General features: G+C 70.3%; 25 protein-coding genes. 21 read left to right on the plus strand and 4 right to left on the minus strand.

What is annotated here, in order from left to right; all coding sequences use genetic code 11:
• The first annotated feature begins 92 nt into the window (after nt 1-92).
• The 4 genes from TR33_RS18620 (at nt 93) to TR33_RS18635 (ending at nt 4,310) form a co-directional block, all read left to right on the plus strand.
• Nucleotides 93-1,784 (plus strand): bifunctional uroporphyrinogen-III C-methyltransferase/uroporphyrinogen-III synthase, encoded by a 1,692-nt coding sequence (locus TR33_RS18620; protein WP_042284511.1) that lies wholly within the window; start codon nt 93-95, stop codon nt 1,782-1,784.
• A gap of 59 nt (nt 1,785-1,843) precedes the next feature.
• On the plus strand, nt 1,844-2,842 hold the full coding sequence (gene hemB / locus TR33_RS18625; RefSeq protein ID WP_017533115.1) for a porphobilinogen synthase: 999 nt from the start codon (nt 1,844-1,846) through the stop codon (nt 2,840-2,842).
• Between the two features lie 92 nt (nt 2,843-2,934).
• Nucleotides 2,935-3,594, plus strand: a complete 660-nt coding sequence (locus tag TR33_RS18630; RefSeq protein ID WP_017533116.1) for a bifunctional DNA primase/polymerase — start codon at nt 2,935-2,937, stop codon at nt 3,592-3,594.
• Between the two features lie 74 nt (nt 3,595-3,668).
• On the plus strand, nt 3,669-4,310 hold the full coding sequence (locus TR33_RS18635; protein ID WP_234305886.1) for a hypothetical protein: 642 nt from the start codon (nt 3,669-3,671) through the stop codon (nt 4,308-4,310).
• A gap of 26 nt (nt 4,311-4,336) precedes the next feature.
• Here TR33_RS18635 and TR33_RS18640 read toward each other — a convergent pair whose 3' ends face one another.
• Together TR33_RS18640 and TR33_RS18645 are read right to left on the minus strand one after the other, a co-directional pair.
• Complete coding sequence (locus TR33_RS18640; RefSeq protein WP_014911990.1) at nt 4,337-4,984, minus strand: response regulator; 648 nt, start codon at nt 4,982-4,984, stop codon at nt 4,337-4,339.
• Nucleotides 4,981-6,255, minus strand: coding sequence for a sensor histidine kinase (locus TR33_RS18645; RefSeq protein WP_017533118.1), 1,275 nt, complete (start codon nt 6,253-6,255; stop codon nt 4,981-4,983). Before TR33_RS18645 ends, TR33_RS18640 begins: the two co-directional genes overlap by 4 nt.
• A gap of 195 nt (nt 6,256-6,450) precedes the next feature.
• Here TR33_RS18645 and TR33_RS18650 point away from each other — a divergent pair, with 195 nt between their 5' ends.
• From TR33_RS18650 to TR33_RS18660, 3 genes are read left to right on the plus strand one after another with little or no spacing between them, the layout of a single operon-like run.
• Nucleotides 6,451-7,158, plus strand: a complete 708-nt coding sequence (locus tag TR33_RS18650) for a hypothetical protein (RefSeq protein WP_017533119.1) — start codon at nt 6,451-6,453, stop codon at nt 7,156-7,158.
• Entirely contained in the window at nt 7,155-8,054 is a 900-nt protein-coding gene (locus TR33_RS18655) for an ABC transporter ATP-binding protein (protein WP_017533120.1), read from the plus strand. The genes TR33_RS18650 and TR33_RS18655 overlap by 4 nt, the downstream gene beginning before the upstream one ends.
• Complete coding sequence (locus tag TR33_RS18660; RefSeq protein ID WP_017533121.1) at nt 8,051-8,815, plus strand: hypothetical protein; 765 nt, start codon at nt 8,051-8,053, stop codon at nt 8,813-8,815. The genes TR33_RS18655 and TR33_RS18660 overlap by 4 nt, the downstream gene beginning before the upstream one ends.
• 40 nt (nt 8,816-8,855) lie before the next feature.
• On the opposite strand, the gene rraA is transcribed toward TR33_RS18660, so the two are convergent.
• Nucleotides 8,856-9,338 (minus strand): ribonuclease E activity regulator RraA, encoded by a 483-nt coding sequence (gene rraA / locus TR33_RS18665; protein WP_042284456.1) that lies wholly within the window; start codon nt 9,336-9,338, stop codon nt 8,856-8,858.
• Nucleotides 9,339-9,606: 268 nt separating this feature from the next.
• Here rraA and TR33_RS18670 point away from each other — a divergent pair, with 268 nt between their 5' ends.
• The 7 genes from TR33_RS18670 to TR33_RS18695 all read left to right on the plus strand — a co-directional run bounded on the left by TR33_RS18670 (nt 9,607) and on the right by TR33_RS18695 (nt 15,988).
• A complete protein-coding gene (locus TR33_RS18670; protein WP_017533123.1) occupies nt 9,607-10,254 on the plus strand; it encodes a phosphatase PAP2 family protein in 648 nt (215 codons plus the stop codon).
• Nucleotides 10,255-10,411: 157 nt separating this feature from the next.
• Nucleotides 10,412-11,779 carry an AAA family ATPase gene (locus TR33_RS18675; protein ID WP_042284458.1) on the plus strand — a complete coding sequence of 456 codons (1,368 nt, stop codon included), beginning with the start codon at nt 10,412-10,414 and terminating at the stop codon, nt 11,777-11,779.
• On the plus strand, nt 11,776-12,345 hold the full coding sequence (locus tag TR33_RS18680; protein ID WP_042284460.1) for an RloB family protein: 570 nt from the start codon (nt 11,776-11,778) through the stop codon (nt 12,343-12,345). Before TR33_RS18675 ends, TR33_RS18680 begins: the two co-directional genes overlap by 4 nt.
• An 86-nt stretch (nt 12,346-12,431) precedes the next feature.
• Nucleotides 12,432-13,727: a glutamate-1-semialdehyde 2,1-aminomutase gene (gene hemL / locus TR33_RS18685; protein WP_084570281.1), complete on the plus strand. Its 1,296-nt coding sequence runs from the start codon at nt 12,432-12,434 to the stop codon at nt 13,725-13,727.
• A 34-nt stretch (nt 13,728-13,761) separates the two neighbouring features.
• Nucleotides 13,762-14,397: a histidine phosphatase family protein gene (locus TR33_RS18690; RefSeq protein WP_014909855.1), complete on the plus strand. Its 636-nt coding sequence runs from the start codon at nt 13,762-13,764 to the stop codon at nt 14,395-14,397.
• Nucleotides 14,398-14,725: 328 nt separating this feature from the next.
• Nucleotides 14,726-14,824, plus strand: a complete 99-nt coding sequence (locus tag TR33_RS26125; protein WP_013155353.1) for a 30S ribosomal protein bS22 — start codon at nt 14,726-14,728, stop codon at nt 14,822-14,824.
• 228 nt (nt 14,825-15,052) lie between these two features.
• Nucleotides 15,053-15,988 (plus strand): NAD-dependent epimerase/dehydratase family protein, encoded by a 936-nt coding sequence (locus TR33_RS18695; protein WP_042284462.1) that lies wholly within the window; start codon nt 15,053-15,055, stop codon nt 15,986-15,988.
• A 23-nt stretch (nt 15,989-16,011) separates the two neighbouring features.
• Here TR33_RS18695 and TR33_RS18700 read toward each other — a convergent pair whose 3' ends face one another.
• Nucleotides 16,012-16,818: an HAD family hydrolase gene (locus TR33_RS18700; RefSeq protein ID WP_014912502.1), complete on the minus strand. Its 807-nt coding sequence runs from the start codon at nt 16,816-16,818 to the stop codon at nt 16,012-16,014.
• Between the two features lie 249 nt (nt 16,819-17,067).
• Here TR33_RS18700 and TR33_RS18705 point away from each other — a divergent pair, with 249 nt between their 5' ends.
• The 7 genes from TR33_RS18705 to TR33_RS18735 all read left to right on the plus strand — a co-directional run bounded on the left by TR33_RS18705 (nt 17,068) and on the right by TR33_RS18735 (nt 23,849).
• Nucleotides 17,068-18,213, plus strand: coding sequence for a putative quinol monooxygenase (locus TR33_RS18705; protein WP_042284465.1), 1,146 nt, complete (start codon nt 17,068-17,070; stop codon nt 18,211-18,213).
• Nucleotides 18,214-18,500: 287 nt separating this feature from the next.
• Entirely contained in the window at nt 18,501-19,199 is a 699-nt protein-coding gene (locus TR33_RS18710; protein ID WP_042284466.1) for an LmeA family phospholipid-binding protein, read from the plus strand.
• Nucleotides 19,199-19,522, plus strand: coding sequence for a TlpA family protein disulfide reductase (locus TR33_RS18715; protein WP_017533128.1), 324 nt, complete (start codon nt 19,199-19,201; stop codon nt 19,520-19,522). Before TR33_RS18710 ends, TR33_RS18715 begins: the two co-directional genes overlap by 1 nt.
• 146 nt (nt 19,523-19,668) lie before the next feature.
• Nucleotides 19,669-19,755, plus strand: a complete 87-nt coding sequence (locus tag TR33_RS27510) for a putative leader peptide (RefSeq protein ID WP_354896066.1) — start codon at nt 19,669-19,671, stop codon at nt 19,753-19,755.
• 359 nt (nt 19,756-20,114) lie between these two features.
• A complete protein-coding gene (locus tag TR33_RS18725; RefSeq protein WP_042284469.1) occupies nt 20,115-20,960 on the plus strand; it encodes a sulfurtransferase in 846 nt (281 codons plus the stop codon).
• Nucleotides 20,957-21,259 (plus strand): DUF1416 domain-containing protein, encoded by a 303-nt coding sequence (locus TR33_RS18730; protein WP_014909091.1) that lies wholly within the window; start codon nt 20,957-20,959, stop codon nt 21,257-21,259. Before TR33_RS18725 ends, TR33_RS18730 begins: the two co-directional genes overlap by 4 nt.
• A 394-nt stretch (nt 21,260-21,653) precedes the next feature.
• Nucleotides 21,654-23,849 carry a hypothetical protein gene (locus TR33_RS18735; protein ID WP_084570283.1) on the plus strand — a complete coding sequence of 732 codons (2,196 nt, stop codon included), beginning with the start codon at nt 21,654-21,656 and terminating at the stop codon, nt 23,847-23,849.
• Nucleotides 23,850-23,873: the final 24 nt, after the last annotated feature.

The following is a 23,873-nucleotide window of genomic DNA, read 5'->3' on the forward strand; positions in this document are numbered from 1 at the left end:
CCGGGGTGACACCCGCGCGGGTCGCCCCGACCATCACCGCCTCGGAGTTCGCGCCCCGAGGCGTGGGCGATCCACACAAGAGGAGCGAGTACGTGAACGCCAACGTCAACCCCCAGCCGGAGGACCCGCAGCGCGACGCGCGCGGAGCGGGCCACGTCGCCCTGATCGGCTCCGGTCCGGGCGGCGCCGACCTGTTGACGCTGCGCGGCGCAGAACTCCTGCGCCGCGCCGACGTGGTCATCACTCTGCGCGAGCCCGCGGCGGAGGAGCTCTCGGCCTTCCGTGAGGAGCTGCTCGCCCTGTGCCGTGAGGACGTCTCCGTGGTGGAGGCCGCCGAGTGCGGCGGCGACATCAACGCCCTCGCCGTCGAACACGCCCGTGAGGGGTGTCGGGTCGCCCGCCTGTACTCGGGCGACCCCTTCTTCGGCTGCCGCGGCGCCGAGCTCGTGGCCGCCTGTAAGGAGGCGGACATCGAGGTCGAGGTCGCGCCCGGGGTCTCCTCCGTCACCTCCGTGCCGACCTTCGGTGGTATCCCCCTGCTCGGGGACGACGTCGCCGAACTGCGCGTACTCCACGCCCGCCCGCACTCCGGCAAGGACGTCGACTGGCAGGAGGCGGCCGCCTCCGACGCCCCGCTCGTCATCCTGGGCGCCGACGCCCACGAGAGCGAGCCGCTCGAGCACCGCGGCCCCGGCTTCGACGTGGTGTGCAAGAACCTCATCGCGGGCGGTCGACCGGCGACCACCCCGGTCGCCGTCGTCCGGGCCGGCGGCACCACCCGACAGACCACCGTGACCTCCACGCTGGCCCGTCTGGTCGCCGAGCTCAAGTCCACCGACGCCAAGAACCACCACGTCACCGCGCCCGCCCTGATGGTCGTGGGCTCTCCGGTGGCCCGTCAGTCCGAGCTCTCCTGGTACGAGACCCGGCCGCTGTTCGGCTGGCGCGTCCTGGTGCCCCGCACCAAGGAGCAGGCGGCCTCCCTGTCCGAGCAGCTGCGCAACCACGGCGCGGTCCCCGAGGAGGTGCCCACCATCTCGGTGGAGCCGCCCCGGACCCCGCAGCAGATGGAACGCGCCGTCCGAGGCCTGGTCACCGGCCGCTACCAGTGGGTCGCCTTCACCTCGGTCAACGCGGTCAAGGCCATTCGGGAGCGTCTGGAGTCCTACGGTCTGGACGCCCGGGCCTTCGCCGGGGTCAAGGTCGCCGTGGTCGGAGACGCCACCGCGAAGGCCGTCCGCGACTTCGGTATCCAGCCCGACCTGGAGCCGCCGGAGGACGTCCAGTCCAGTAAGGGGTTGGTGTCGGTCTGGCCGCCCTACGACGCGGAGATCGACCCGATCGAGCGCGTCCTGCTGCCCCGGGCCGACATCGCCACCGAGGTGCTCTCGGCCGGCCTGAGCGACCTCGGCTGGGAGGTCGACGACGTCACGGCCTACCGCACCGTTCGCGCCGCGCCCCCGCCCCAGCCGATCCGTGAGGCCATCAAGGGCGGCGGCTTCGACGCCGTGCTCTTCACGTCCTCCTCGACGGTCCGCAACCTGGTGGGGATCGCCGGCAAGCCGCACAACACCACCGCCATCGCCGTGATCGGCCGAGAGACCGAGAAGACCGCCATCGAGTTCGGCCTGCGCGTCGACGTCGTGGCACCGAAAGCCTCGGTTTCCGCCCTGACGGAGGCTCTGGCGGAGTACGGTGCGGCCAAGCGCCGAGAGGCGATCGAGGCGGGCAAGCCCGTTCTGAAGCCGAGTCAGAAGCGTCGCGGTCGCCGCCGCAAGCTCTGACCGAGGGCACCACGACACGACGACACAGCAGTCCACTCCACGATCCGGGAGCATCCGAGATGACCTCTAACGACCACGACGCCGCGTTCCCCGTCGTCCGACCGCGTCGCCTGCGCCGGGGCACGGCGCTGCGTCGTCTGGTCTCGGAGACGCGGGTGCTTCCGGAGAACCTCATCCTGCCGATGTTCGTCAAGGAGGGGCTCACCGAACCGGTGGCGATCTCCTCGATGCCCGGCCAGGTCCAGCACACCCGGGACAGCCTGCGCAAGGCCGCGCGCGAGGCGGCCGAGGCGGGCGTCGGCGGGCTGATGCTCTTCGGCATCCCCGAGCACAAGGACTCCGTCGGCTCGCAGGCCGACGACCCGGACGGCGTCGTCCAGGTGGCCCTGCGCGACCTGGCCTCGGAGGTCGGCGACGACATCGTCGTCATGGCGGACCTGTGCCTGTGCGAGTACACCGACCACGGTCACTGCGGTCCGCTGGAGACCGACGGGCACGTGAACAACGACCTCACCCTGGAGCGGTACGCGTCCATCGCCGCCGCCCAGGCCGAGGCGGGGGCGGCCGTGGTCGCGCCCAGCGGGATGATGGACGGCCAGGTCGCGGCGATCCGCGCCGGACTGGACCGGGCCGGCCACCCCGAGGTGCCGATCCTGGCCTACGCCGCCAAGTACGCGTCCGTGTTCTACGGGCCCTTCCGCGAGGCGGCCGAGGGCGCTCCGCGGTTCGGGGACCGTTCCGGTTACCAGCAGGACCCGGCCAACGTCCGCGAGTCCCTGCGCGAGGTGGCCCTGGACGTGGCCGAGGGCGCGGACATGGTGATGGTCAAACCCGGCCTGGCCTACCTCGACGTGGTCGCCAAGGTGGCCGAATCCTCTCCGGTACCCGTGTCGGCCTATCAGGTGAGCGGCGAGTACGCGATGATCGAGGCCGCGGCGGAGAAGGGCTGGCTCGACCGGGAACGGGCGATCCTGGAGACCCTGACCTCCTACCGACGAGCTGGAGCGGAGCAGATCCTGACCTACTGGGCCACCGAGGCGGCACGTCTGCTGCGTTGAGCGCACCGGCTCGTCCCGGTCGCGGTCGCCGGGGGTTCGGGCCCCAGATCCGAACCCGGCCGCGCCCGCACCGATGAGACCGGGGAGCTCCTATGGCCGACGTGTTGTACCGAAGGAAACGCCGCCACGCGACGGACAGCATGCTGGAGTCCGCGCTGCGCTACGCCCGGCTCGGATGGCCGGTGGTCCGGGGCGCCTCCCCGGGGGAGGACCGCGCGTGTACGTGCGACCGGATGGGCTGTCCCGACCCGGCCGCCCACCCGGTCACCGCCGCTTGGGGCGTGGAGGCCAGCACCGACACCGAGACGATCCGCCGCTGGTGGACCGCGGCGCCCCACGCGAACGTGGTACTGCCGACCGGCCGCGTCTTCGACGTCCTGGACGTGCCCCGCGAGGCCGGTGTGATGGCCCTGGCACGGATGGGGCGCGCGGGGATCCCGGCGGGTCCGGTCGCCGCCATGGGGACCCGCTACCTGTTCTTCGTCGCCACCCGTTCCTCGGTGGACGAGGAGGAGTGGTGGTCCTGCCATCTGGACTGCGTACCCGAGGCCGTCGAGGAGATGCCGGGGCTGCGTTGGCACTGCCGGGACAGCTTCGTCCTCGGGGCCCCCTCGGCCCTGCCCTTCGACGACCGGGTCACCTGGATCCGCACCCCCTCCGACTCCGAGGGCTCCGTGCTCCTGCCCGACCCCATCGCCGTCCTGGACATCCTGTCGGACGCCAGCGAGGAGTTCTCCGCCCCCAGGCCCTGACCGGAACGGGGCACGTTGACCTCATCCGGCCACGACGGACGGGGCATGAGGGGTGATGCCCTAGCTTCGTTCGGGTGAGAGATCGCGCCGAGAAACACCCCCTGCCCCTTCGCCTCATGGTCCTGTGCGTCGCCATGGTGTTGTCCGTCGGCGCCTGCCGTGACGGGGACGATCAGTCCGTCGAGACTCCTCCCGAGACGTCCGACGCCCCGACGGAGAGCGGACCTCTGGCGGGCCGTGAGGACCTGGCCGCGTACGGGATCGCCTACCGCGTCCCCGAGGGCTGGGAGTCGATCTCCCCTCCACCCTCGGGGATGTCCCTGGGGTGGGAGGACGACGAGGTCGCGCACGTCCTCACACGCGCGGACGGCACCCACGTCGCAGCCGTCTCCGTCACCACGGTCGACGCGGAAACGTCGGACGGACGGGCCGTCTCGACCGCGGAGCTGGCGGTGAACCTGCGCCTGCTGCTCGGGCTGGCGGCCACGGACGCCCGGGACGACGCCCAGGAACAATATTCCGTGCCCGGCACCGAGGAGGCGACCCGTGTCGACCTCGTCTTCGATAGCCAGGACGCGACCCTGCTGTTGGTGGACACCGGTACCGGGGCCGCCGCGGTGCTCAGCGTGTTGATCGACCGATCCGCTCGCCCCACCCTCGACGAGGTCCCCGAGGGCATCACCGACGCGGTTCTCGCTTCGGTGAGCGTCGAGTGAGCCCACCACGGACCCTTGTCTCTCGGTCAGGTGTCCTGTCGGCCGACCCAGAGGGCCAGGCGGGTGCGATCGCGCAGATCCAGCTTGCGCAGGATGCTGGTGACGTGGTTCTTGGCCGTGCCCTCGGTGATGAACAGGGCACGGGCGATCTCCCGATTGGTGGCGCCCTCGCCCACCATGCGGGCCACCTCCCACTCCCGGTCGGACAGCGGTGTCGCCGTCTCGGAGACCGGGGGCGGGGCCACGGTGGTGTTCAGGGCCGCGACGAGCCGGTCGGCGGCCGGGCCGCCCAGGACCGTCTCGCCCCGCGCGGCCCGACGGATCGCCGAGACCAGCTCGTCGGGCGGCACGTCCTTGAGCAGGTAGCCTCGGGCGCCCGCGCGCAGCCCGCCGAAGACGAGCTCGTCGTCGTCGAAGGTGGTGAGGACGATGGCGGGGACCTTCGGATGTTCGACGCGCATCCGGGCGATGAGCTCGATCCCGTCCATGCGCGGCATCCGGGCGTCCACCAGGGCCACGTCCGGAGAGGGGTGCGCGGCCAGGAACTCCAGGGCCTCGACCCCGTCGGCGGCGTCACCGACGATCTCGATGCCCTCCTCGATCTCCAGCAGCTTGCGCAGCCCCTGTCGCAGCAGGATCTGGTCGTCCACGATCAGGACCGAAACCGACGTCACGCCGCACCTCCCGTCACGACCGTAGCGGCCCGTGCGACCGCCGGGACGGTCACCCTGAGCCGGAAGCCGCCCTCGGCCGGGCTCTCCGCGCTCATCGTCCCTTGTACAGAGGCCACCCGCTCTCGCAGACCGCGCAGGCCGAACCCGTTCCGGGCGGTCTCCTCGTCGGCGCCGTTCCCGTTGTCGGTCACCGTCACCGTCACGCCTTCGGGGGAGGAGGCCACCGTCACCTCGACCCGATCGCTCCCGGAGTGGCGCATCGCGTTGGTCAGCCCCTCCTGGAGCGCCCGGTAACAGACCAGCTCGGCCTCCTGCGACGGCTCCGGCCACTCCCCGGTCTCGGTGAAGACGATGCGCGCCCCGCCGCCGTCGAAGGACTCGGCCATCGCCCGCATGGCGGTCACGCCCGCGCGTCCCTCCAGCCGGAGAGGTCGTAGCGCCCTGACCCATCTGCGGGTGTCGGTGAGGGCCTCACGAGCCAGTTCCCGGGCCTGTTCGACCTCCTCCCAGGCGGACTCGGGGCGGGCGGTGCGAAAGCGTAGGGCGTTGGAGAGGTTCATGGTGAGGGCGGTGAGGTAGTGCCCGGTGCTGTCGTGCATCTCCCGGGACATGCGCGCCCGCTCCTCGGCGACGGTCAGTTCGCGTACCCGGTCGGAATGGCGGCGCAGCTCGGCGTGGGCCTCCTCCAGTTCGGCGAGGAGCTCCCGCGTGCGTTCGGCCCGTTGGGCGGAGATCACGAGTCCCATGTACACCAGCCCGGACAACAGGGCCAGCGTGGTGAGTCCGACCGCCATGGCCGCGCCGATGAACAGGTGTCCCTCGGGAAGGCCGATCGTCGTGATCGAGAACCCGATGAGGAGCGTCGCGTAACAGAGCAGGCCGGGGATCCCGAAGACCGCCACCGCGTTCATCGCGGCCACACAGACGAACAGGAAGGTGGTGTGGTTGCTGACGAACATCGAACACAGGCTCAGGAGGAGGAAGGTCGCGCTGGCGAGCCGTCCCGTCCAACGTGCCCCGGGGCTCCACGCCAGGAACGGCCACAGAGCGCAGGACAGGGTCAGGGCCACGCCGCTGGCGACGATGTAGACGATGATCAGGGGCCCGGCCGACCGGAGCTCCTCCATGCCCTCCGTGAACGCGGCGACCCCGAACATCAACGCGGTGGTGAGGACGGCGGCCCAGAAGAGCAACCCCAGGACCCGGGGCGGTCGGCCCTCCCGTAGGGCGACCCAGTCGGACAGGTCGGGGAACCGGCCGTTGTTCGTCATTGATCGAGGGTAACCGGGGGAGCAGGGCCGGGGCCGGCCGCCGAGGTCATGTCCGGGGCACGTCCACGACCATGACCTCCGGCATGCCCGAAGGCGCCCCGAAGCCATGACCGGAGCGTTCCTCCGGGGCGATGCGCCGATCCCGCGCGGCTCCGTAGCGTCGTTCGTGAAGGACGAGGGACGGAGGCGGAGCGCATGGGCGGAAGGACCTCGGGGAGGGTCCCCCTTCCCCGCTGGGGAACGCTGGGCACCCTGGCCACGGTGGTGTTCATGGTGGCGGTGTCGATCCATCTGTACCCCGGGCTCCCCGCCCGGGTGGACTCGGCGGAGTACGACATACTCCGCGGCTCCTCCGACCTGCCCGGATGGGCGGTCGCGTCGATCCTGCCCGCGGTGTCCCTGACCATGGTGGCCGTGTTCTCGCTGGTCTCGGTGGTGGGGGATCGGTTCCATCGGGCCTTGGAGACGCCCACACCGTGGTCGACGCGATCCCTGAGGCGGGTCGTCGACCTCTTCTCGCTGCTGTTGGCGCTGCTCTTGGCCGCGCTGCACGTCGTGACGCTGTACGAGGTGGCGGGCGGAGGCCCGTCGTTGCCCACGGACCGGATCGTCGCCCTGACCCTGGCGGCCTTCCTGGTGGGGATGGGGGCGATCGCCCCGCTCCTGCGCGCGGAACGGCCCGAGGAGACCCCGGCCGCGCGCTGGTGGGAACAGGCACGCGGGTGGGTGGGGGCGTCGATCGCCCTGGTCGGAGTGGCCACCGGGGTCATGGGACTCGTACTGCCCGACCCCACCGTCGCGGCCTACACGGTGATGCTGATGGGGCCCGCGATCCTCGTCGGCTGTGCCGTCCCCTTCGTCGGAGACCGGGAATGGAAGAAGGAGCCCAGGAGCGGCCCATGAAACACGAACACGTGATCACCACGAAGGGACTCACCCGGTCCTACGGGCCGGAGACGGGGATCTTCGACATCGACCTCGCGGTGCCGCGTGGCCGCGTTCTGGGCCTGGTAGGCCCGAACGGAGCGGGAAAGACCACCCTGTTGTCGATCCTCGCCGGTATGCGAGCGCCCGGAGAAGGGACGGTGTCGGCCCCCGAGGGGCGGGTCCTGCTCTGCCCCGACGTTCCCGACTTCGAACCCTGGCTGACCGCGGCCGAGGTGGTCGCCCTCAGCGCCCACATGGTCGGGGAGAAGGCCGGTGACGCCGAGATCGCCCGGGCTCTGGACCGCGTCGGGCTCGCCGAGGCCGCCGACCGGCGCAACGGCCGTTTCTCCCGGGGCATGCGTCAACGCCTGGGTCTGGCCGCCGCCCTCGTCTGCCGCCCCGAGGTGCTCATCCTCGACGAACCCGCCTCGGGCCTGGACCCTCAGGGCCGGGTGGACGTCCTCGACCTCATCACCTCGCTGAGAGGAGAGTGCACGATCATCGTCGCCAGCCATCTGCTCGGCGACGTGCAGAGGATCTGCGACGACGTCGCGGTGCTCGTCCGGGGCCGACTTGTCTACCAGGGGCCGGTCGCCGACATCGCCGACCGCGGCCGACCCAACGCCTGGTACCTGCGGACGCATGGACCGGTCGACCGTCTCGTCGGACTCCTGACGGCCGAGCCCTGGGTCACCCGGGCCTCCCGGGTGGAGGAGGACTGCGTCCATCTGGAGGCGGTGGACGCCGACTCGGGGGAGCTGGGGATCCCCCGGCTGCTCGCCGAACACGGGATGCCGCTGGTGTCCATGACCGGCTTCCAGGAGGACCTGGAGTCGGCGTTCCTCTCCCTCACGAACAGGACGGATCGATGAACGGCACGCTGTACCGGCTGGAGGCCCGGCGACTGCTCCGTACCCACACCCTGCTCGCCCTGGTGCTCGTCTTCGGGATCTTCGGGGCGGTCGGGCCGCTGCTCTCCTACTTCATGGAGGACTTCCTGACGTTGGCCGACCCTCGAGGGGAGTTGGCCGCCATGGACTTCCAACTGCCGGAGATGACCGCGGTCGACGCCCTGGGCTCCTACGTCGAACTGGCGGCCCCGGTGGGGACGCTCGTGGTGATCCTGGTGGCGACCATGGCCCTGACGGTGGACTCCGGGCCCGGACGGGCCGTCTTCTATCGGACCCGGGTCTCCGGGGCTGCGGAGATGCTCCTGCCCCGCTTCGTCCTTCCGGCGGCGGCCGCCGTCCTCGCCCACCTGGCGGGTTCCCTGGTGGCCTGGGCGCTCGCCTCGGCGCTCTTCGAACCCTTGTCGCCGTCGGTCCTGATCGGAGCCCTGATCGGCGGGGTCTTCCCGATCCTGGCCGTGGCGGTGGTGGCGCTGATGTCGTCCTTGATGCGCAACGCCCTCGCCGTGGTGGGGGCCTCCGCACTCGCCCTGATGCTCCTCTCGGGGATCGGGCAGATCCCCGCTCTCGCCGAGTGGGTGCCGAGCACGCTCATGCGCGGACCGGCCCTTCTGGCCGCGGGGGCGCCGGTCGGAGACCTCCTCCCGGCCGCGGCGGTCGGTCTCGTGGGAACCGCGTTGCTCCTGTTCGTGACGGTGAACAGGAGCGGGGCCCGAGAGATCTGACGGGGCTGCGGGGGCGGCGGTCCCCGCCGCCCCCGCCGTCTCAGAGCCTCGTGGCGTTGACGACGATGCCGTCGTGGTCGCTGTAGAGCCACTTGCCGGGGACGAACGTGACGTCGCCGAAGGTGACCGGGACGTCCGCACGTCCGGCGGCGTCCTTGAGCGACTTGCGCGGGTTGGAGCCCAGCGCCTTCACCCCCAGCTCCAGCCCGGCCAGTGCGACCGTGTCGCGGACCGCGCCGTTGACGACCACTCCGGCCCAGCCGTTCTCCACCGCCGAGGCGGCGATCATGTCGCCCATCAGGGCGGTGCGCAGAGAGCCGTTGCCGTCCACGACCAGCACGGCGCCGTCACCGGGAGTGGCGAGGATCCGCTTCACCAACCCGTTGTCCTCGTGGCAGCGCACGGTACGGATCGGCCCGGAGAAGACGTCGTGCCCGCCGTACCGACGGAACTGCGTCGAACAGCTGCGCAGGGTGTCACCGTGGTCGTCGATCAGATCCGCCGTGGTGAAGTTCGTGGCCATGACAACTCCGGTCTGTGGGAGACGGATGGACCCCGCCACGCTATCCACCTCCGTCACCACGCCTTTTGTTCAGGGGTGGCCGTCTCTTTCGTGGGGTTTCGTCATCTCTTTGGTCGATTTCCCCACCGGAACGGCTTTGCGGGCTTCGGGTTGATGACAGGATAAGGGCTTCCGTTCATTCGCCCGTGGGAGTCCCGTCACCGGGACGTCGCCCAGCCTTCTCCGCTGCACGCGCGACCTTCTCCCCGTACGACCCCAATGGAGAGAGATGGTCTCTGAGATCTTCGCCATCAGCGCCGCCTGGTCCCGGGCCGTGATCGAGTTCGCGGCCGGCCTCGATCCCTGGATGCAGACCGCCGCCGAGTGGGGTACCGACCTCTTCCTCGGTGTCTTCGCGCTCCTGTTCCTCATGGCCTGGTGGCGTGCCCGGTCCGCCGGCTCACGCCTGGTCGGCCTCGCGCTCTTCGCGCCGGTCGCCACCGTCATCGCCTACTTCGTCAGTCTGACGATCAAGTCCTTCTTCGAACAGCTCAGGCCATGTCAGGCCATGACCGACCTGACGACCATCGCCACCTGCGACCCCATAGGTGACTGGTCCTTCCCGAGCAACCACGCCGCCATCGCGGGCGCCGCGGCCGCGGCCATCATCGTGGCCTGGCGCCGCTACGCCTTCGCGGCGATCCTGTTCGCTCTTCTGGAGGCCTTCTCCCGGGTCCTCGTCGGCGTCCACTACCCGCACGACGTCACGGTCGGACTCCTGGTCGGCGCGATCGTCGCGACGCTGGTCAGCCTCGCGATGTCCCGCCCCATGACCCTCCTCGTCGACAAGGTGGCCGAGAACGACCGCCTGCGGCCCCTCGTCCGCTCCGGGGACCGCGTCGCCCAAGAGGCACCGAAACACGACACCTACGCCTAGGGATCCCTCTCCCCGTGCCCCGCCCCGTCCCCCGGTGGCGGGGCACACCCCTTCCCGGACCCGGAGTTTGAGAGCCAGGGGCCGTGGCATGCTGATGGTGGTGGGTTTTCCACACGGAAGATGGTGAAGCCACCCTGAAGCAAGGGAGTAGGCCCTCATGCTGCTGAGTTTTCGCGTGGAGAACCACAAGTCCGTCCGTCACGAGCAGCAACTCCTCCTCACCCCGACCTATGAGGACGCCCACCCGGAGAACGCCGACTGGGAGGCCACCACCGTCGCGGGGATCTTCGGGGCCAACGCCTCGGGCAAATCGAACCTGCTCGACGCCCTCGTCTACATGAGGGACACCGTGCGCTGGTCGATGAGCACGGGGGAGCCCGGCGGCGGCATCGCGCGATCGTCCTTCGCGCTGGACCTCGACGCGGACGAGGAGCCCTCCACCTTCGTGGTCGACCTGATGCTCTCCGGGGTACGGCACACCTACGGCTTCGCCGTCGACGACGAAAGCGTGGTCGAGGAGTGGCTCTACACCTACCCGAAGCGGCGTAAGCGCGTCCTCTTCGAACGTGACGGCGCGGAATTCTCGTTCGGAGAGGGCGTTCCGGCCAAACTCCGCCAGGTCAGGGACATCACCGGCCCGAACGTGCTCTTCTTGACGGTGGCCGCGCGCGCCTCCAACGCGGACGTGGAACCGATCTACCGGTGGTTCTCCGAGGCACTCCTCTTCGCGGAGGAGAGGGGGACCGCGGCGCCTTCTTGGTTGCGAGGCCGCCGAGCGACCGAAGAGCAGATGACGCGACTCGGCGAGCTGCTGAGCTCCGCCGGAACCGGTGTGCGGTCGGTGGAGCTGAGGAACCCAGGTGGGCTTTCCAAAGATGAGGAAGTCGAGGAAGAGACTCCATCAGGAGAGTTCTCCTCTGAGGACATGAACATCGTTATTCAAGCAAGCCTCCCTCCGCTAGACCGGAGGGTGCAGAGGCCAGTCAGATTGGACAGTCGGCGCCCATGGCCTCGCCCCGAACTTCTGTTCCACCACGGCGAGGGCGACCGCTCCCGTCCCCTGGCCTGGAGGGAGGAGTCCAAGGGAACCCGGACCCTCACCGCTCTCGGCTATGAGGCCCAGCGGGTCCTGGAGGCCGGTGGGGTCCTGATCGTCGACGAGATCGACGCCAGTCTGCATCCCTACCTCTCCGCCAGGGTGATCTCGCTCTTCCGGAGCGAGACGCACAACCCGCATGGGGCGCAGTTGGTCTTCACCAGCCACGACGCCGCTCTCCTTGGCAGGATCCGGGGGGAAGAGGTCCTCAAACGCGATCACATCTGGTTCGTGGACAAGGACGGAGAAGGTCGCAGCACCCTCTATCCGCTCAGTGACTTCAAGCCCCGGGGGGACGACAACCGGGCCCGTCGCTATCTCACCGGTCGCTATGGCGCGGTGCCCGACGTCGACGACGAACTGTTCCAGAGGGCTCTCGTCCGAAGGGTGGCGGAGGGCGACGACGGAGTCGAGGGTGTGACGGAGTGAGCCGACGAGCCGGACGGAGGCGGGAGAGCGACCTCAGGCGTCGTCCCGCGCGCCGCGAGGAACGACGGGTCTATCTGGTCGTCTGCGAGGGGGCGACGGAGAAGGGCTACTTCGACTCGATGCGCGGGCATCCGGAGGTTCGGATCCACACGGTGCACGTCAAGCGGGCGAAACACCCGCAGCGCGAGCGGGTGGTCCGTACCGCGAGGGAGGCGGACCGAGACGACTACACCGAGGTCTGGGCGGTCTTCGATACCGATGGGGACGATGTCACCGTGCTCTGTGACCGGGCGCGAGGGGAAGGTATCGAGACGGCCCCCTCGACCCCCTCCTTCGAGACCTGGCTTCTGCTGCACCTCACCGATCGACGTGCGGCCCTCATGACCGGTGCCAAGGCCGAGAAGGCCCTCAAAGCGCTTCTGCCCGGATGGTCCAAGGGGCGGACACGATTCGACGACTTCTCCCACGGCCTTCAGGACGCCCTCGACCGGGCGGAGAGCCTTCCACCGGGCAAGGATCCCGGCACGGAGGTGCACCGGCTCGTACGGGCTCTCCTTCGAACTTGAGAGGCCTGTGGGGGTGGGGGCATCGTGACCAGGTCTTCGGGGTGGGGCATGGACGGAACGGGGAGGACGGCTGACACACTGGTGAGGTGGGTACACAACAGACTTCCGCAGAGCTCTTCCAACGGGCGTCCGCCGTCGTCCCCGGCGGCGTGAACTCGCCCGTCCGCGCCTTCGGTGCCGTAGGCGGCACCCCTCCGTTCTTCGTCAAGGGCGAGGGCCCCTACCTCACGGACTCCGACGGTCGTCGCTACGTCGACCTCGTCTGCTCTTGGGGTCCGCTCATCCTCGGGCACGCCGAGCCCTCCGTGGTGGAGGCCCTCCACGGCCAGGTCGCGGCCGGGACCTCCTACGGGGCGCCGACGCCGGGCGAGGTCGAACTCGCCGAGCTGATCGTCGAGCGCGCCCCGGTGGAGAAGGTCCGTCTGGTCAACTCCGGGACCGAGGCGACCATGTCCGCGATCCGTCTCGCGCGCGGGTTCACCGGGCGGAGCAAGATCGTCAAGTTCGCGGGCAACTACCACGGTCACGTGGACGCGCTCCTGGCCGCGGCCGGTTCGGGTCTGGCGACCTTCGCCCTGCCCGACTCCCCGGGTGTGACCGGCGCCAGCGCCGCCGACACCCTCGTGCTGCCGTACAACGACGTGGAGGCCGTCGAGAACGCCTTCGCCGAGCACGGTGACGAGATCGCCTGCGTGATCGCCGAGGCCTGCCCCGCGAACATGGGGGTCGTCCCGCCCAAGGACGGTTTCAACGCCCGTCTCAAGGAGATCGCGCACGCCAACGGCGCCCTGCTGATCCTCGACGAGGTCCTCACCGGGTTCCGGGTCAGCGCCTCGGGCTGGTTCGGTCTGGAGGGCGTGACGCCCGACCTGATGACCTTCGGCAAGGTCATGGGCGGTGGCCTGCCGGCCGCGGCCTTCGGCGGCCGGGCCGACGTCATGGACCGTCTGGCCCCGAACGGCCCGGTCTACCAGGCGGGCACGCTGTCCGGTAACCCGCTGGCCACGGCCGCGGGCCTGGCCACGCTGCGCGGTGCCACCCCCGAGGTCTACGAGCACATCGACCGGGTCTCCGCCCAGGTCGAGGGCGAGGTCTCCAAGGCGCTGTCCGCGGCCGGGGTCGCCCACCGCGTCCAGGGCGGCGGGAACCTGTTCACCGTGTTCTTCACCGACCAGGAGGTCGTCGACTTCGACACCGCGCGTCGGACCGACACGAAGGTGTTCTCGGCGTTCTTCCACGCGATGCTCGACCAGGGCGTCTACCTGCCGCCCGCGGCGTTCGAGGCCTGGTTCTTCTCGGCCGCCCACGACGAGGCCGCGATCGACGTGGTGGTCTCCGCTCTGCCGAAGGCCGCCCGGGCCGCGGCCGAGGCCCAGGGCTGATCATGCTCGGACCCAGGACGGAAGGACTTCCACGATGACCACGACCACCGTCGTCCACCTGCTCCGCCACGGCGAGGTGTACAACCCCCGGAAGGTCCTCTACGGGCGGTTGCCCGACTACCACCTGAGCGACCGGGGCCAGAGGATGGCGGAGATGGCCGCCGACTGGTTCGAGGGGCACGACATCGCGGCCCTGTACTCCTCCCCGCTGGACCGCACCCAGGAGACCGCGGCCCCGCTGCGGAAGGCGTTCGATCTACAGGTGACCCTGGACGAGCGGCTCATCGAGGCGGCCAACAGGTTCGAGGGGATGTCGTTGTCGGCCTCCTCCGCCCGTGACCCCCAGGTCCTCAGGCGGCTCTACAACCCCTTCAGGCCCTCGTGGGGCGAGCCCTACCAGGAGATCGTCTCCCGCATGGTCGAGGTCATCAAGGTCGTCCGCCGTGAGGCCTGGGGTCGTGAGGCCGTGTGCGTCAGCCACCAGCTTCCGATCTGGATGGCCCGTCGCGCGGCCGAGGGCAAACGCCTCTGGCACCGGCCGGACCTGCGTGAGTGCAATCTCGCCAGCGTCACGTCGTTGACCTTCGCCGATCAGCGTCTGGCCAGTGTCAGTTACGCGGAGCCGGCGGCGGAGCTCTACGGCGACGGTCCGTCCGTTCCCGGGGCCTGACCGGCCCGGTCCCGGGCCCGAGGGCGCCGGGACCAGGTCTTTTTCGGCTCGCTCCACCTGGGGACTTCGTGGGTCCACCGGGTGGAGGCCGCATGTCACGTGGCGGGGTGTGTGTCCACGGGACACGCCCTACGGGTAAGCTAAGGCCACGGGTGCGGTAGACGTGCGTGCTCAGCGCAGTCCTCCCCGGGGCCCGCCCCGGTCGCACCGGCCGCGTGCCTCGTGTACGCGTGCCTCAGCGAGCCCAGCAACCGCATCCGAACCAGAAGGTGTCCGCCACCGGTGGTTCGGCATGTCCGTACTCACTCGTCAGCGAGAAGGTGATCCCATGGGTTCCGTCATCAAGAAGCGCCGTAAGCGGATGGCGAAGAAGAAGCACCGCAAGCTGCTCAAGCGCACGCGCGTCGCGCGTCGCAACAAGAAGTAGGACTGTTCGCGGCGAACGTCTCTCCGCGGGCGTGGGCGCGCTTCGAGCACGCCCCGGACGCGGAGACACTCTCTTTCCTCACCCGGCGTCGGCCGGGATGAAGGAATTCTCCGGGTGGGACGCCGTTGTCGTGTTCCACGGGTCGCGGTCGCCGCTTCACCCTCCCCGGGTGAACGGTCCGCGAGCCTCCCGGAACCACCACCGTCTCCTCCCAAGGAACGTGTCGCCATGGCTCGTGTCGTACTCGTCACCGGGGTCTCAGGTCCCCTGGCCGCCAGGGTCGCGCAGACCCTGAGCGAGAACCCCGGCGTCGGCCGGGTGATCGGCGCGGACTCCTCTCCTCCGCCCGCGGGCGTCGAGGGGATCGAATACCAGAACGTCGACCTGCACGACGGGAGTCTGGACCGCATCGTCGCCGAGTCCGGTGCCGAACTGGTCCTGCACCTGGGTCTGGACGCCACCGAGACCTCCGACCGGGCGGACGGCCTCCTGGGCACTCTGCGGGTCCTGGGCGCGGCCCAGCGTTCCGACACCGTCCGCAGACTCGTGGTCCGTTCCAACGCGGCCCTGAACGCCGATGACACCGCCGAGGTCGAACGGCACGTCCACGCGCTGCGACGCCGTCGGCCGGATCTCTCCGTGGCCGTCATGCGGCTCGCGAACCTCATCGGACCCTCCGTGGACACCCCTCTCACCCGCTACATGCACTCCCGCGTCGTGCCCACGGTGATGGGACGCGACCCCAGGGTGCAGTTCCTGCACGAGGACGACGGCGCCGAGGCGCTCGTCCGGATGGCGCTCTGCGAGGAGACCGGTGTCTTCGACGCCTGCGGGGCGGACACGGTACCTCTCTCCCACTGCCTGCGCAGGGTCGGCGGACAGCGTCTCCCCGTTCCCGCGCGCGGTCTGAGGGCGCTGCGGGGTGTGGCCCGGCATGGACGGATCGGTTACGCCGGCGCGAGCGCGGCACGGAGCGTCGAGGTCGGACCCCACGTCTCCCGTCTGGATCCGGCGCCGTTGTGCGCCGCCCTGGGCTGGGCTCCCGCCTACAGCTCCATCGAGGCCTTCGAGTCCTACGCGCACAGCCGCGGCCGTGCGGCCCGTGGCGCGGGTCTGCGTCCGATCCACGTCCTCGCCCTGGCCCGGGCCACCTTCGGTCGCTGACGGACGTTCCTTCCGCGCGGCTCTCAGCGCGCCGTGAGCGCCTTGCGGTGTCTGACCGCGCGTAGCGCCACGGCCCCGGCCACGGCGCCCGCCACGGCGGCGGGCACGGCCACCTTCAACGCCTTGCGATGCTTGCGGAAGTCGTGGATGGGCCATTCGTGGTTGCGCGCGTACCGGCGCAGGTCCCCGTCGGGGTTGACCGCGTGAGGGTCGCCGACCAGTGACAGCAGCGGCAGATCGTTGGAGGAGTCGCTGTAGGCCGAACAGGAGCGCAGGTCCCATCCCTGCGCGCCGGCCAGCGCCCGGACCGCCACGGCCTTGGCGGGGCCGTGCAGCAGGTCTCCGTTGAGCCGTCCGGTGTACACCCCGTCCACGGTCTCGGCCTCGGTGCCCAGCGCTCCGGTCAGTCCCAGCCTGCGGCGGATGATCTCCGCGAGCTCGACGGGGGTGGCGGTGACCAGCCATACGGGCCGGCCGGCGTCCAGATGTCTCTGGACCAGGGCGCGGGCGCCCTCCCAGATGCGGTCGGACATGGTGTCGTCGTAGATCTCCTCGCAGAGCGAGACGAGGTCGTCGACGTCGTGTCCGGCGACGAAGGCCAGGGCGGCCTCCCGGGCGGCGTTGATGTGCTCGGGCTGCTCGCTGCCGGTCACCCGGAACACCGTCTGTCCCCATGCGAAACGCATCAGGTCACGTGTGGTGAACAGGTCGCGGGAGGCGAGTCCCCGGGCGAAGTGGTAGATCGACGCGCCCCGCATCAGGGTGTTGTCCACGTCGAAGAAGGCGGCTCCGGGGCCGACCGGTTCCGGGGACGATACGTCCTGTGACACGGTTCTCTCCTGGCTCGGGTGGGGGAGGCGATCCTCCGATGGGCGGGGGTGACGCTCCCCGAGTACTGTGAGCCTAAGGCCCTCCGGATGCCTCATGCGGCCTCCGTGCCCTGACACCAAACCTGGTGATGAAAATCACAGTGTAAGTCACGGTTTGCGCCTCCGTTCTGCGAGATCTCTCCCGGGAACGTGCCCTTAAAAGTGCATCCTGTGCACATCCACCCACTAACGTGCAGCATCATTATCGAGATGGTCACGGTAGGACTGACATTCATAAGCGCGTTGGTGGGCTGGAGCGCCACCGCCGCGCTGACCGCGTACGCCCAACGCCGCCCCGGTGTCGCCGCGATCGCGTGGTCGATCGCCGCCCTGGGGATCACGGTCGGTCTCAGCGCCGCGGTGATCGGCGTGATGTTCGACTTCGGCGGGGCCACCTTCCGGCTCCTGCACGTGGGCATCAGCCTCATCGGTCCCGTCTACCTGGCGTGGGGGGCCTTCGAGTACGCGGTTCGCGCGCCGAACGCCCGCTTCACCTCACGCCTGTTCCTCAGCGTCTTCACCATCGTCCCCCTGGTGGTACTGGCCGTCGATCGCGTCAGCGAGCGCTTCGGCGACTCCTTCCCCCCGCTGGAACACTACGACCTGATCCCGCGCGCGCTCGTGAACGGTGCGCAGGTCTTCGTCGTCGTCCTTCTCGTCACCGCGCTGGTCGCCGTCGTGCGCCGAGGCCTTGGAGGCCGAGGGAAGGTCGACCTGATCGTCGTCCTCCTGCTGCTCGTGGCCGCGCTCCTGTCCATCGTCGTGGGCCGTGCGGGCCTGGGCGCCATGGGACCGGTGCTCATGCTCGGCTCGCTCGCCGCTCTCTGGGGCGCGGGCGCGATGGCCGCCAAGCCCCGTCGTGACCCCTACGACGAGGTGGAGGACGACTACTACGACGACGAGTACGACGACGTGGACGACGAACTCGACGATCCGCAGGAGGAACCCGTGCGCCGTAAGCGCCGCCACGCCGAGAACCACGAGGAGGACCTCTACGGAGGGGCCCCCTCGGCCCCGCCCTCCAAGGTGCGCGGGGTCATCACGATCTATACGCTGGCCGAGGGCGAGGGCGAAGGGTTCGACCGGCTCGCCGCCGCCGTGGTCGCCCAGGTGTCCGCCCACGAGCCCGACACCCTGCTGTTCGCCGCGCACACCGTGCCCAGCGCGCCGCTACAGCGCATCGTCTACGCGATCTACCGGGACGAGCTGGCGCAGGAGGAACACGAGCGTCAGCCGCACATCCTGGAGTTCGGCCGCCTGCTCTCCGGGCACGTGGTCGCGACCAACGTGATCGAACTCTCCCTCGCCGACGCGGCGGCCAATGACGGCCTCGCGGCGATGCTGATGCCCCGCTGAGCGGGTCCGGCGTCCCCTCCGAACAGCCGTTTCGATGATGGCGTTCCTTCCCCTGTGCCGGGGAGGGAGACGCCCCCGGAAGTGCTCCCGCGTTCTCGACGCGAAACCGATCCCCGCCTTGTCGCAACCGATCCGGGGAGCGGGGCATCCAACGCGTGGTGAAGTACCCTTCCCTACAGGTTTTCCATGACCGGTGCCCATCGAGCACCGTTGGCGTGTGACCGAGACCGGCCGGATGACCCAGCCGAGAGGCGCGCCGGAGCGAAAGAAAGTGTGCTGGGATTCCGATGCGTAAGTTCCTTGTCGTCCTCCTGATCCTGCTCGCGGCGTTGGTCGTCGTGGCCGACATCGGGGCGCGTTCCTTCGCGCAGAGCACCCTCTCCGAACGGCTCGCCCAGCAGATGGACATGTCCGAGGAGCCGGACATCTCCATCGAGGGCTGGGCCTTCCTGCCCCAGGTGCTGAGCGGGACCTACACCGAGGTGAACATCGACGCCGCCAGCGCGACGATGAGCGGTGTCACGGTCGAACAGGTCGAGGCGACCGCCTCCGACGTCGAGGCGCCCCTGAGCGACCTCATGAACGAGCCCGACGTGGTCGCCGGCCAGGTCGACGGCTCCTTCGTGGTCCCCTACACCTACTTCAACCCGTACCTGCCCGAGGGCATGACCATCGGCACCGAGGAGGGCGACGCCCGCATCAGCGGTGAGCTCGCCCTGACCGAGCTGGGCCGCAGCATCCCGGTCTCCAGCGGTGTCGAGTTCACCGTCGACGGCGACGTCCTCACGGTCACCCCGGTCGACATCCAGATCGGCGATCTGCCGATCGACCTCGGGGACCAGGTCGCCGACGCACTGGGCTTCAGCGCCCAGGTGCCCGAGCTCCCGCTCGGCCTGTCCGTCACCGAGATGGAGGCCACCTCCAGCGGGCTGCGGATCACCGGCACCGGCTCGGACATCCCGCTGATGGGCTCCGAGGTCGCCTGATGTCCGTCGCGGTGGAGCGGCTCGGCGCCGAGGACATCGGCGCCGAGCCCGGCGCGAGGGCGACCCTCGTCCAGATCTCCAGCGCGTTCTGTCAGCCCTGCCGGGCCACCCGCCGGATCCTGGAGGAGGTGGCCGCGATGGTCGAGGGCGTGACCCACGTGGAGATCGACGCCGAGTCGCACCTGGACCTGGTGCGACGGCTGGAGATCCGCGGAACCCCGACGGTGTTCGTCCTGGACTCCTCGGGGCGGATCGTGCGGCGGGCCCAAGGGCAGCCCCGTAAGGCGGACGTGATCGCCGCTCTCGGTCGAGCCGTTCTCTGAGCTCCCGAACACGCGTTCTCGAGACGCCTCTCCCACATCCTGGACCCCATCCGTCTCCGGTTCCCCTTGTGGAGCGGGGACGATGGCTCCTCCTGTGATCCAGGACACCAGTGACAAGACGATGCCGTGCCTGTAGCGTCTAAAACGTGACTTCCTTGACGAGCGCGTATCTGACGAAGCGACGGGCGGTCGATTTCTGCCGCGTCGCCGCCGCGCTCTGTCCGTGTTCCTAGGGCGGACGGGCCTCGAGCCCGAGTCCGTTCCGTGCGACCGGATCCTTCGGTGCCCACACCCGCGGTCGAGATGACTTCCCGTACGTGTGGAACCCGGAGAACGGAGTCCCCTCATCCTCGTGGGTGATCGGACCCGAACTCCCCGTACACCGCGTATCCGGGCTCCGTGCGTCCACGTTCGCCCATCCCGAACAGCCCGTTCTCCACGTCCGATCGACACCCGAACCGGGTGCCACGGGGGTACCCCCCGAACGCCCCCGGACGCGGGAGCCCACCGGCGTACCCCGGTTCCGGCCCCATATCCGGAACCGACGCAACGACACACACGACACCGCACGTAGAAACACAGGAGGTTCCCCATGAGCCGCTCCGACGTCCTCGTGGACGCCGACTGGGTGGAGGCTCACCTGGACGACGCCGACGTCGTCCTCGTCGAGGTGGACGAGGACACGTCCGCCTACGACAAGGGCCACATCCGAGGCGCCGTCAAGATCGACTGGAAGACGGACCTCCAGGACCCGGTCCGTCGCGACTTCGTCGACAAGACCGGGTTCGAGAAGCTGCTGTCCGCCAAGGGCATCGGCAACGACGACCAGGTGATCCTGTACGGCGGCAACAACAACTGGTTCGCGGCCTACGCGTACTGGTACTTCAAGCTCTACGGCCACGACAACGTGCGCCTGCTCGACGGCGGCCGCAAGAAGTGGGAGCTCGACTCCCGCGAGCTCGTCGAGGAGGTCCCGGAGCGGGACGCCACCGAGTACCGGGCCCAGGAGCAGGACACCTCGATCCGCGCCTTCCGCGACGAGGTCGTCGGGGCCATCGGCGTCAAGGACCTCGTCGACGTCCGTTCGCCCGACGAGTTCACCGGCAAGCTGCTGGCCCCCGCGCACCTGCCGCAGGAGACCTCGCAGCGTCCGGGCCACATCCCGACCGCGCGCAACATCCCGTGGGCCAAGACCGCCAACGAGGACGGCACCTTCAAGTCCGCCGAGGAGCTGCGCGAGCTCTACACCGAGGCCGGGGTCGACCTGGACAAGGACATCATCGCCTATTGCAGGATCGGTGAGCGCTCGTCGCACACCTGGTTCGCGCTGCACGAGATCATCGGGCTGGAGAACGTCAAGAACTACGACGGCTCCTGGACCGAGTACGGCTCCCTGGTGGGCGTGCCGGTCGAGCTGGGGGAGGCCGAGGCCAAGTGACCGGTTGCGGAGCACCCGAGGGCGGAGTGGCCCTGGCCGACGTCGACGCCGGTGACCAGGCGGTCATCCAGGGCACGGTGACCCGGGACGGTCGACCGCTGCGCGGCGCCTACGCCCGGCTGTTGAACGAGTCCGACGACTTCGTCGGAGAGGTGGCCACCGGCGACGAGGGGACCTTCCGGTTCTTCGCCGCCGACGGCACCTGGAAGGTACGTGTCCTGGCCTCCCAGGGGTTCACCGGCGAGTACCCGGTCCTGGCCGAGGTCGGAAAGATCGTGAACCTCGAGGTCCAGGCCTGACCGTGCTCTGAGACCGAACGGTGCCGACGGCGCCGGTGACGACGGGGACCCCCGTCGCCGCCGGCGCCGTCGCGCCGTGTCGGGGAGAGACGCCCCGGAGAAGGGGCGACGCGCCCTGGAGCGGGCGTTCGCGCACGTGCCCGAGGGGTTGTCCACAGGCGGTGGTCCGGGACTGGAAAGCGGTGGGGCACCCTGCTTCACTGTGAGTGTCACGGTCACGCCATTCGGGGGTCTCGGACACGGAGCGTGTCCGAACCCCGGGCGGGTCGGCCGTGACGAGCGCGCAGGGTGTCGGCCACCGGTACCCGACCTCCGACCGTCCGGCGGCCGGAGCCCCCGCGTGGACGATTCCCCGGCGGTCCTCTCTCCCCGCCGTCGGGCAGGAGGTGTTCGGATGATGTCCACAGAACGGTCGTCGAAGGTCGACGTCGGTACGTCCCGGAACGATGCCGGGCGCACCTACCTCGGCTGGCGGCACAGGGTCCTCATCCCACCACCGGGTCCCGCACCGCGTCGTCCCGCGCCCGAGGACGCACACGGACTCAGCGAGGAGTGGATCGCGGGCCAACGCGACAGCGAGGCCCTCACCAACCGCCCCCTCTACTACGCCCTGGGCGGGCTCGCCCTGCTCGCTCTGCTGTTCCCCCTGCTGTGGTCGACACGCGTCCTGCCCGGACCACTGGCCCTGGGAGGGGTGTTCGCCTGCGCGGCCATCGCGGCACCGGTCGCCTTCGCCCTCGTCCAGAGCCGCCAGGTCATGGCCCGGCGTCTGGCCCGGGCCGAGGAACGCATCGGAGCGGAGCGCGCGGAGCGCGAACGGCTTCTGCGCGAGCGCCAGCACGACCACGCTCGGAAGTACACCGAGTGGCGGGCGGCCTGCCGCGCCTACGAGGCCCAGCCGCACTGGTACGGGGTGACGGTCCCCTCCGATACCTCGGCGGTCGTCGTGGTCGGCGGGACCGACTCCGGGTGGTCGGCCCTGCTCACCACGGTCGGGATCTCACGTCTGCGCGAGGGCGGCGACCTCACCGTCGTCGACCTCACCGGCCGCGGCGTCACGCGTGAACTCGTCCGGTTGGCCCGACGCTGCGCGGTGGGGCCCAGGCACTGGGTGCTCCCGGCCGACCTGCCCCGGATGACCCTGGGCACCGATCTGGACGCGGGGCAACGGGCGCGGATCCTCTCCGCGGTGGCCGCGGCCTCGGGGCGTGACGAGGATTCCGACGCCGACGAGACGCTCCTGCTGCGCCTGCTGGAGGTGCTCGGTCCGGACGTGGGCATCGACCGCCTGATCGGTGGTCTGCGCGCCCTGGTGACACCGGCCGAGGACATGGCCGAGGACGATCCGGCCCTGGCCCTGCTCGGCCCCCGGGAGCGTGAGCGGGTCCGCGAACGCTGTGCCGACGTCCCCGATGCCCGGGGGCGGGCATGGCGATTGGAACAACGGCTCAGTCCCTTCGAGGCCGTGGGCACCCGGGCCGAGGACGGCACCTACGCGCAGGTCAAGATCATCTCCACCGACCGGGCCTCCGGTCCGGGCGCGGCCCGGGTGTACGGCACCTACGCGGTCGCGGCGCTCAGCGAACTCCTGGAGGCGCGGACCCCGTCCAGGGGGTCGGCGGCGACCGCCTCCCGGAAGCGGAGGGAGCGGACCCGCACCGTGGTGGTCTGCGGAGCCGAGACCCTCCCCGAGGAGGAGGTCGACCAGGTTCTGTCCGCCGCAGAGGACGGCGGGGTGGAGGTGGTGCTCATGTTCCGGGAGGCGGTGCCCCTCGCGTTGCGTCATCTCGACGGCCCCTCCCGGCTCCCCGTGCTGATGCGTCAGTCCGGGCCGGAGGAGGGCGTCGAACGGCTCGCCGCTCTGGTGGCACGGGCCTCTGGAGGTCGAGGGGTCGACATGGCCGCGCACGGTCTCACCGAGGCGGTCGGCGGGGCCGTGGGCGAGACGGCGGCCGGGGGAGAGGACGGCGGCTCGGAGGGGGAGCCCGACGACGAGCCTCTCTTCCCTTCGCCGCACACCGAGTCCGGAGCGCTCATTCGCAACGCGGCCGCGGCCATCGCCCCGCTGGACCTGGTCCGCCATGTGAGATCCGCCACGGTGTGGGGTCGGGCGACGGCGAAGGCGGCCGAGGCCGACGCACCGAACCCGGAACGGGGCGCGGCGGGGGCGGACGCCGGGGGAACGGCCCCCGACACGGCCTCCCTGAGGTCCCTGGCGCCCACGACGGCTCTCGTCCTGACCCCCGACGGTCCGGTCCCGGCCGACACCAACCCGGGTATCCTCACCCTGGCCACCGCCACTCTCGCCACCGCCGAGGACCATCGGAACCCCGGCGTCGGCAGGGACGTTGTCCCCATGGGAGCGGAGGCGGGCGTCTCCCCGGAGTCACCGAGGGGACGGCGTTCCGGAGGCCTCGGCCGTGGAACGGCCCCCGCGGGGGGCGGCACACCGACCGACACGTCGGGGGACGGCGTGGTCCTCGAGGAGGATCGGGGCCCGATGACGGTCCCGGCCGACGACGGGCTCGATCCGTCGCAGGTCCCGCCCAACCTCGGGCCGCCGCCCGAGCGTTTGGACTGGCGGGTCTGAGCGTCGATGGAGAATAAGCTTGGC

Source organism: Nocardiopsis alba, assembly GCF_000710955.1.
GTDB classification, from domain to species: domain Bacteria; phylum Actinomycetota; class Actinomycetes; order Streptosporangiales; family Streptosporangiaceae; genus Nocardiopsis; species Nocardiopsis alba.

What these genes read in the sequence shown, in the direction of transcription:
- hemB (WP_017533115.1), top strand. Translation starts at nt 1,844, where the DNA reads ATGACCTCTAACGACCACGACGCCGCGTTCCCCGTCGTCCGACCGCGT.
- TR33_RS18630 (WP_017533116.1), top strand. Translation starts at nt 2,935, where the DNA reads ATGGCCGACGTGTTGTACCGAAGGAAACGCCGCCACGCGACGGACAGC.
- TR33_RS18645 (WP_017533118.1), bottom strand. Translation starts at nt 6,255, where the DNA reads ATGACGAACAACGGCCGGTTCCCCGACCTGTCCGACTGGGTCGCCCTA.
- TR33_RS18650 (WP_017533119.1), top strand. Translation starts at nt 6,451, where the DNA reads ATGGGCGGAAGGACCTCGGGGAGGGTCCCCCTTCCCCGCTGGGGAACG.
- TR33_RS18655 (WP_017533120.1), top strand. Translation starts at nt 7,155, where the DNA reads ATGAAACACGAACACGTGATCACCACGAAGGGACTCACCCGGTCCTAC.
- TR33_RS18660 (WP_017533121.1), top strand. Translation starts at nt 8,051, where the DNA reads ATGAACGGCACGCTGTACCGGCTGGAGGCCCGGCGACTGCTCCGTACC.
- rraA (WP_042284456.1), bottom strand. Translation starts at nt 9,338, where the DNA reads ATGGCCACGAACTTCACCACGGCGGATCTGATCGACGACCACGGTGAC.
- TR33_RS18670 (WP_017533123.1), top strand. Translation starts at nt 9,607, where the DNA reads ATGGTCTCTGAGATCTTCGCCATCAGCGCCGCCTGGTCCCGGGCCGTG.
- TR33_RS18675 (WP_042284458.1), top strand. Translation starts at nt 10,412, where the DNA reads ATGCTGCTGAGTTTTCGCGTGGAGAACCACAAGTCCGTCCGTCACGAG.
- TR33_RS18690 (WP_014909855.1), top strand. Translation starts at nt 13,762, where the DNA reads ATGACCACGACCACCGTCGTCCACCTGCTCCGCCACGGCGAGGTGTAC.
- TR33_RS26125 (WP_013155353.1), top strand. Translation starts at nt 14,726, where the DNA reads ATGGGTTCCGTCATCAAGAAGCGCCGTAAGCGGATGGCGAAGAAGAAG.
- TR33_RS18695 (WP_042284462.1), top strand. Translation starts at nt 15,053, where the DNA reads ATGGCTCGTGTCGTACTCGTCACCGGGGTCTCAGGTCCCCTGGCCGCC.
- TR33_RS18705 (WP_042284465.1), top strand. Translation starts at nt 17,068, where the DNA reads ATGGTCACGGTAGGACTGACATTCATAAGCGCGTTGGTGGGCTGGAGC.
- TR33_RS18710 (WP_042284466.1), top strand. Translation starts at nt 18,501, where the DNA reads ATGCGTAAGTTCCTTGTCGTCCTCCTGATCCTGCTCGCGGCGTTGGTC.
- TR33_RS18715 (WP_017533128.1), top strand. Translation starts at nt 19,199, where the DNA reads ATGTCCGTCGCGGTGGAGCGGCTCGGCGCCGAGGACATCGGCGCCGAG.
- TR33_RS18725 (WP_042284469.1), top strand. Translation starts at nt 20,115, where the DNA reads ATGAGCCGCTCCGACGTCCTCGTGGACGCCGACTGGGTGGAGGCTCAC.
- TR33_RS18735 (WP_084570283.1), top strand. Translation starts at nt 21,654, where the DNA reads ATGATGTCCACAGAACGGTCGTCGAAGGTCGACGTCGGTACGTCCCGG.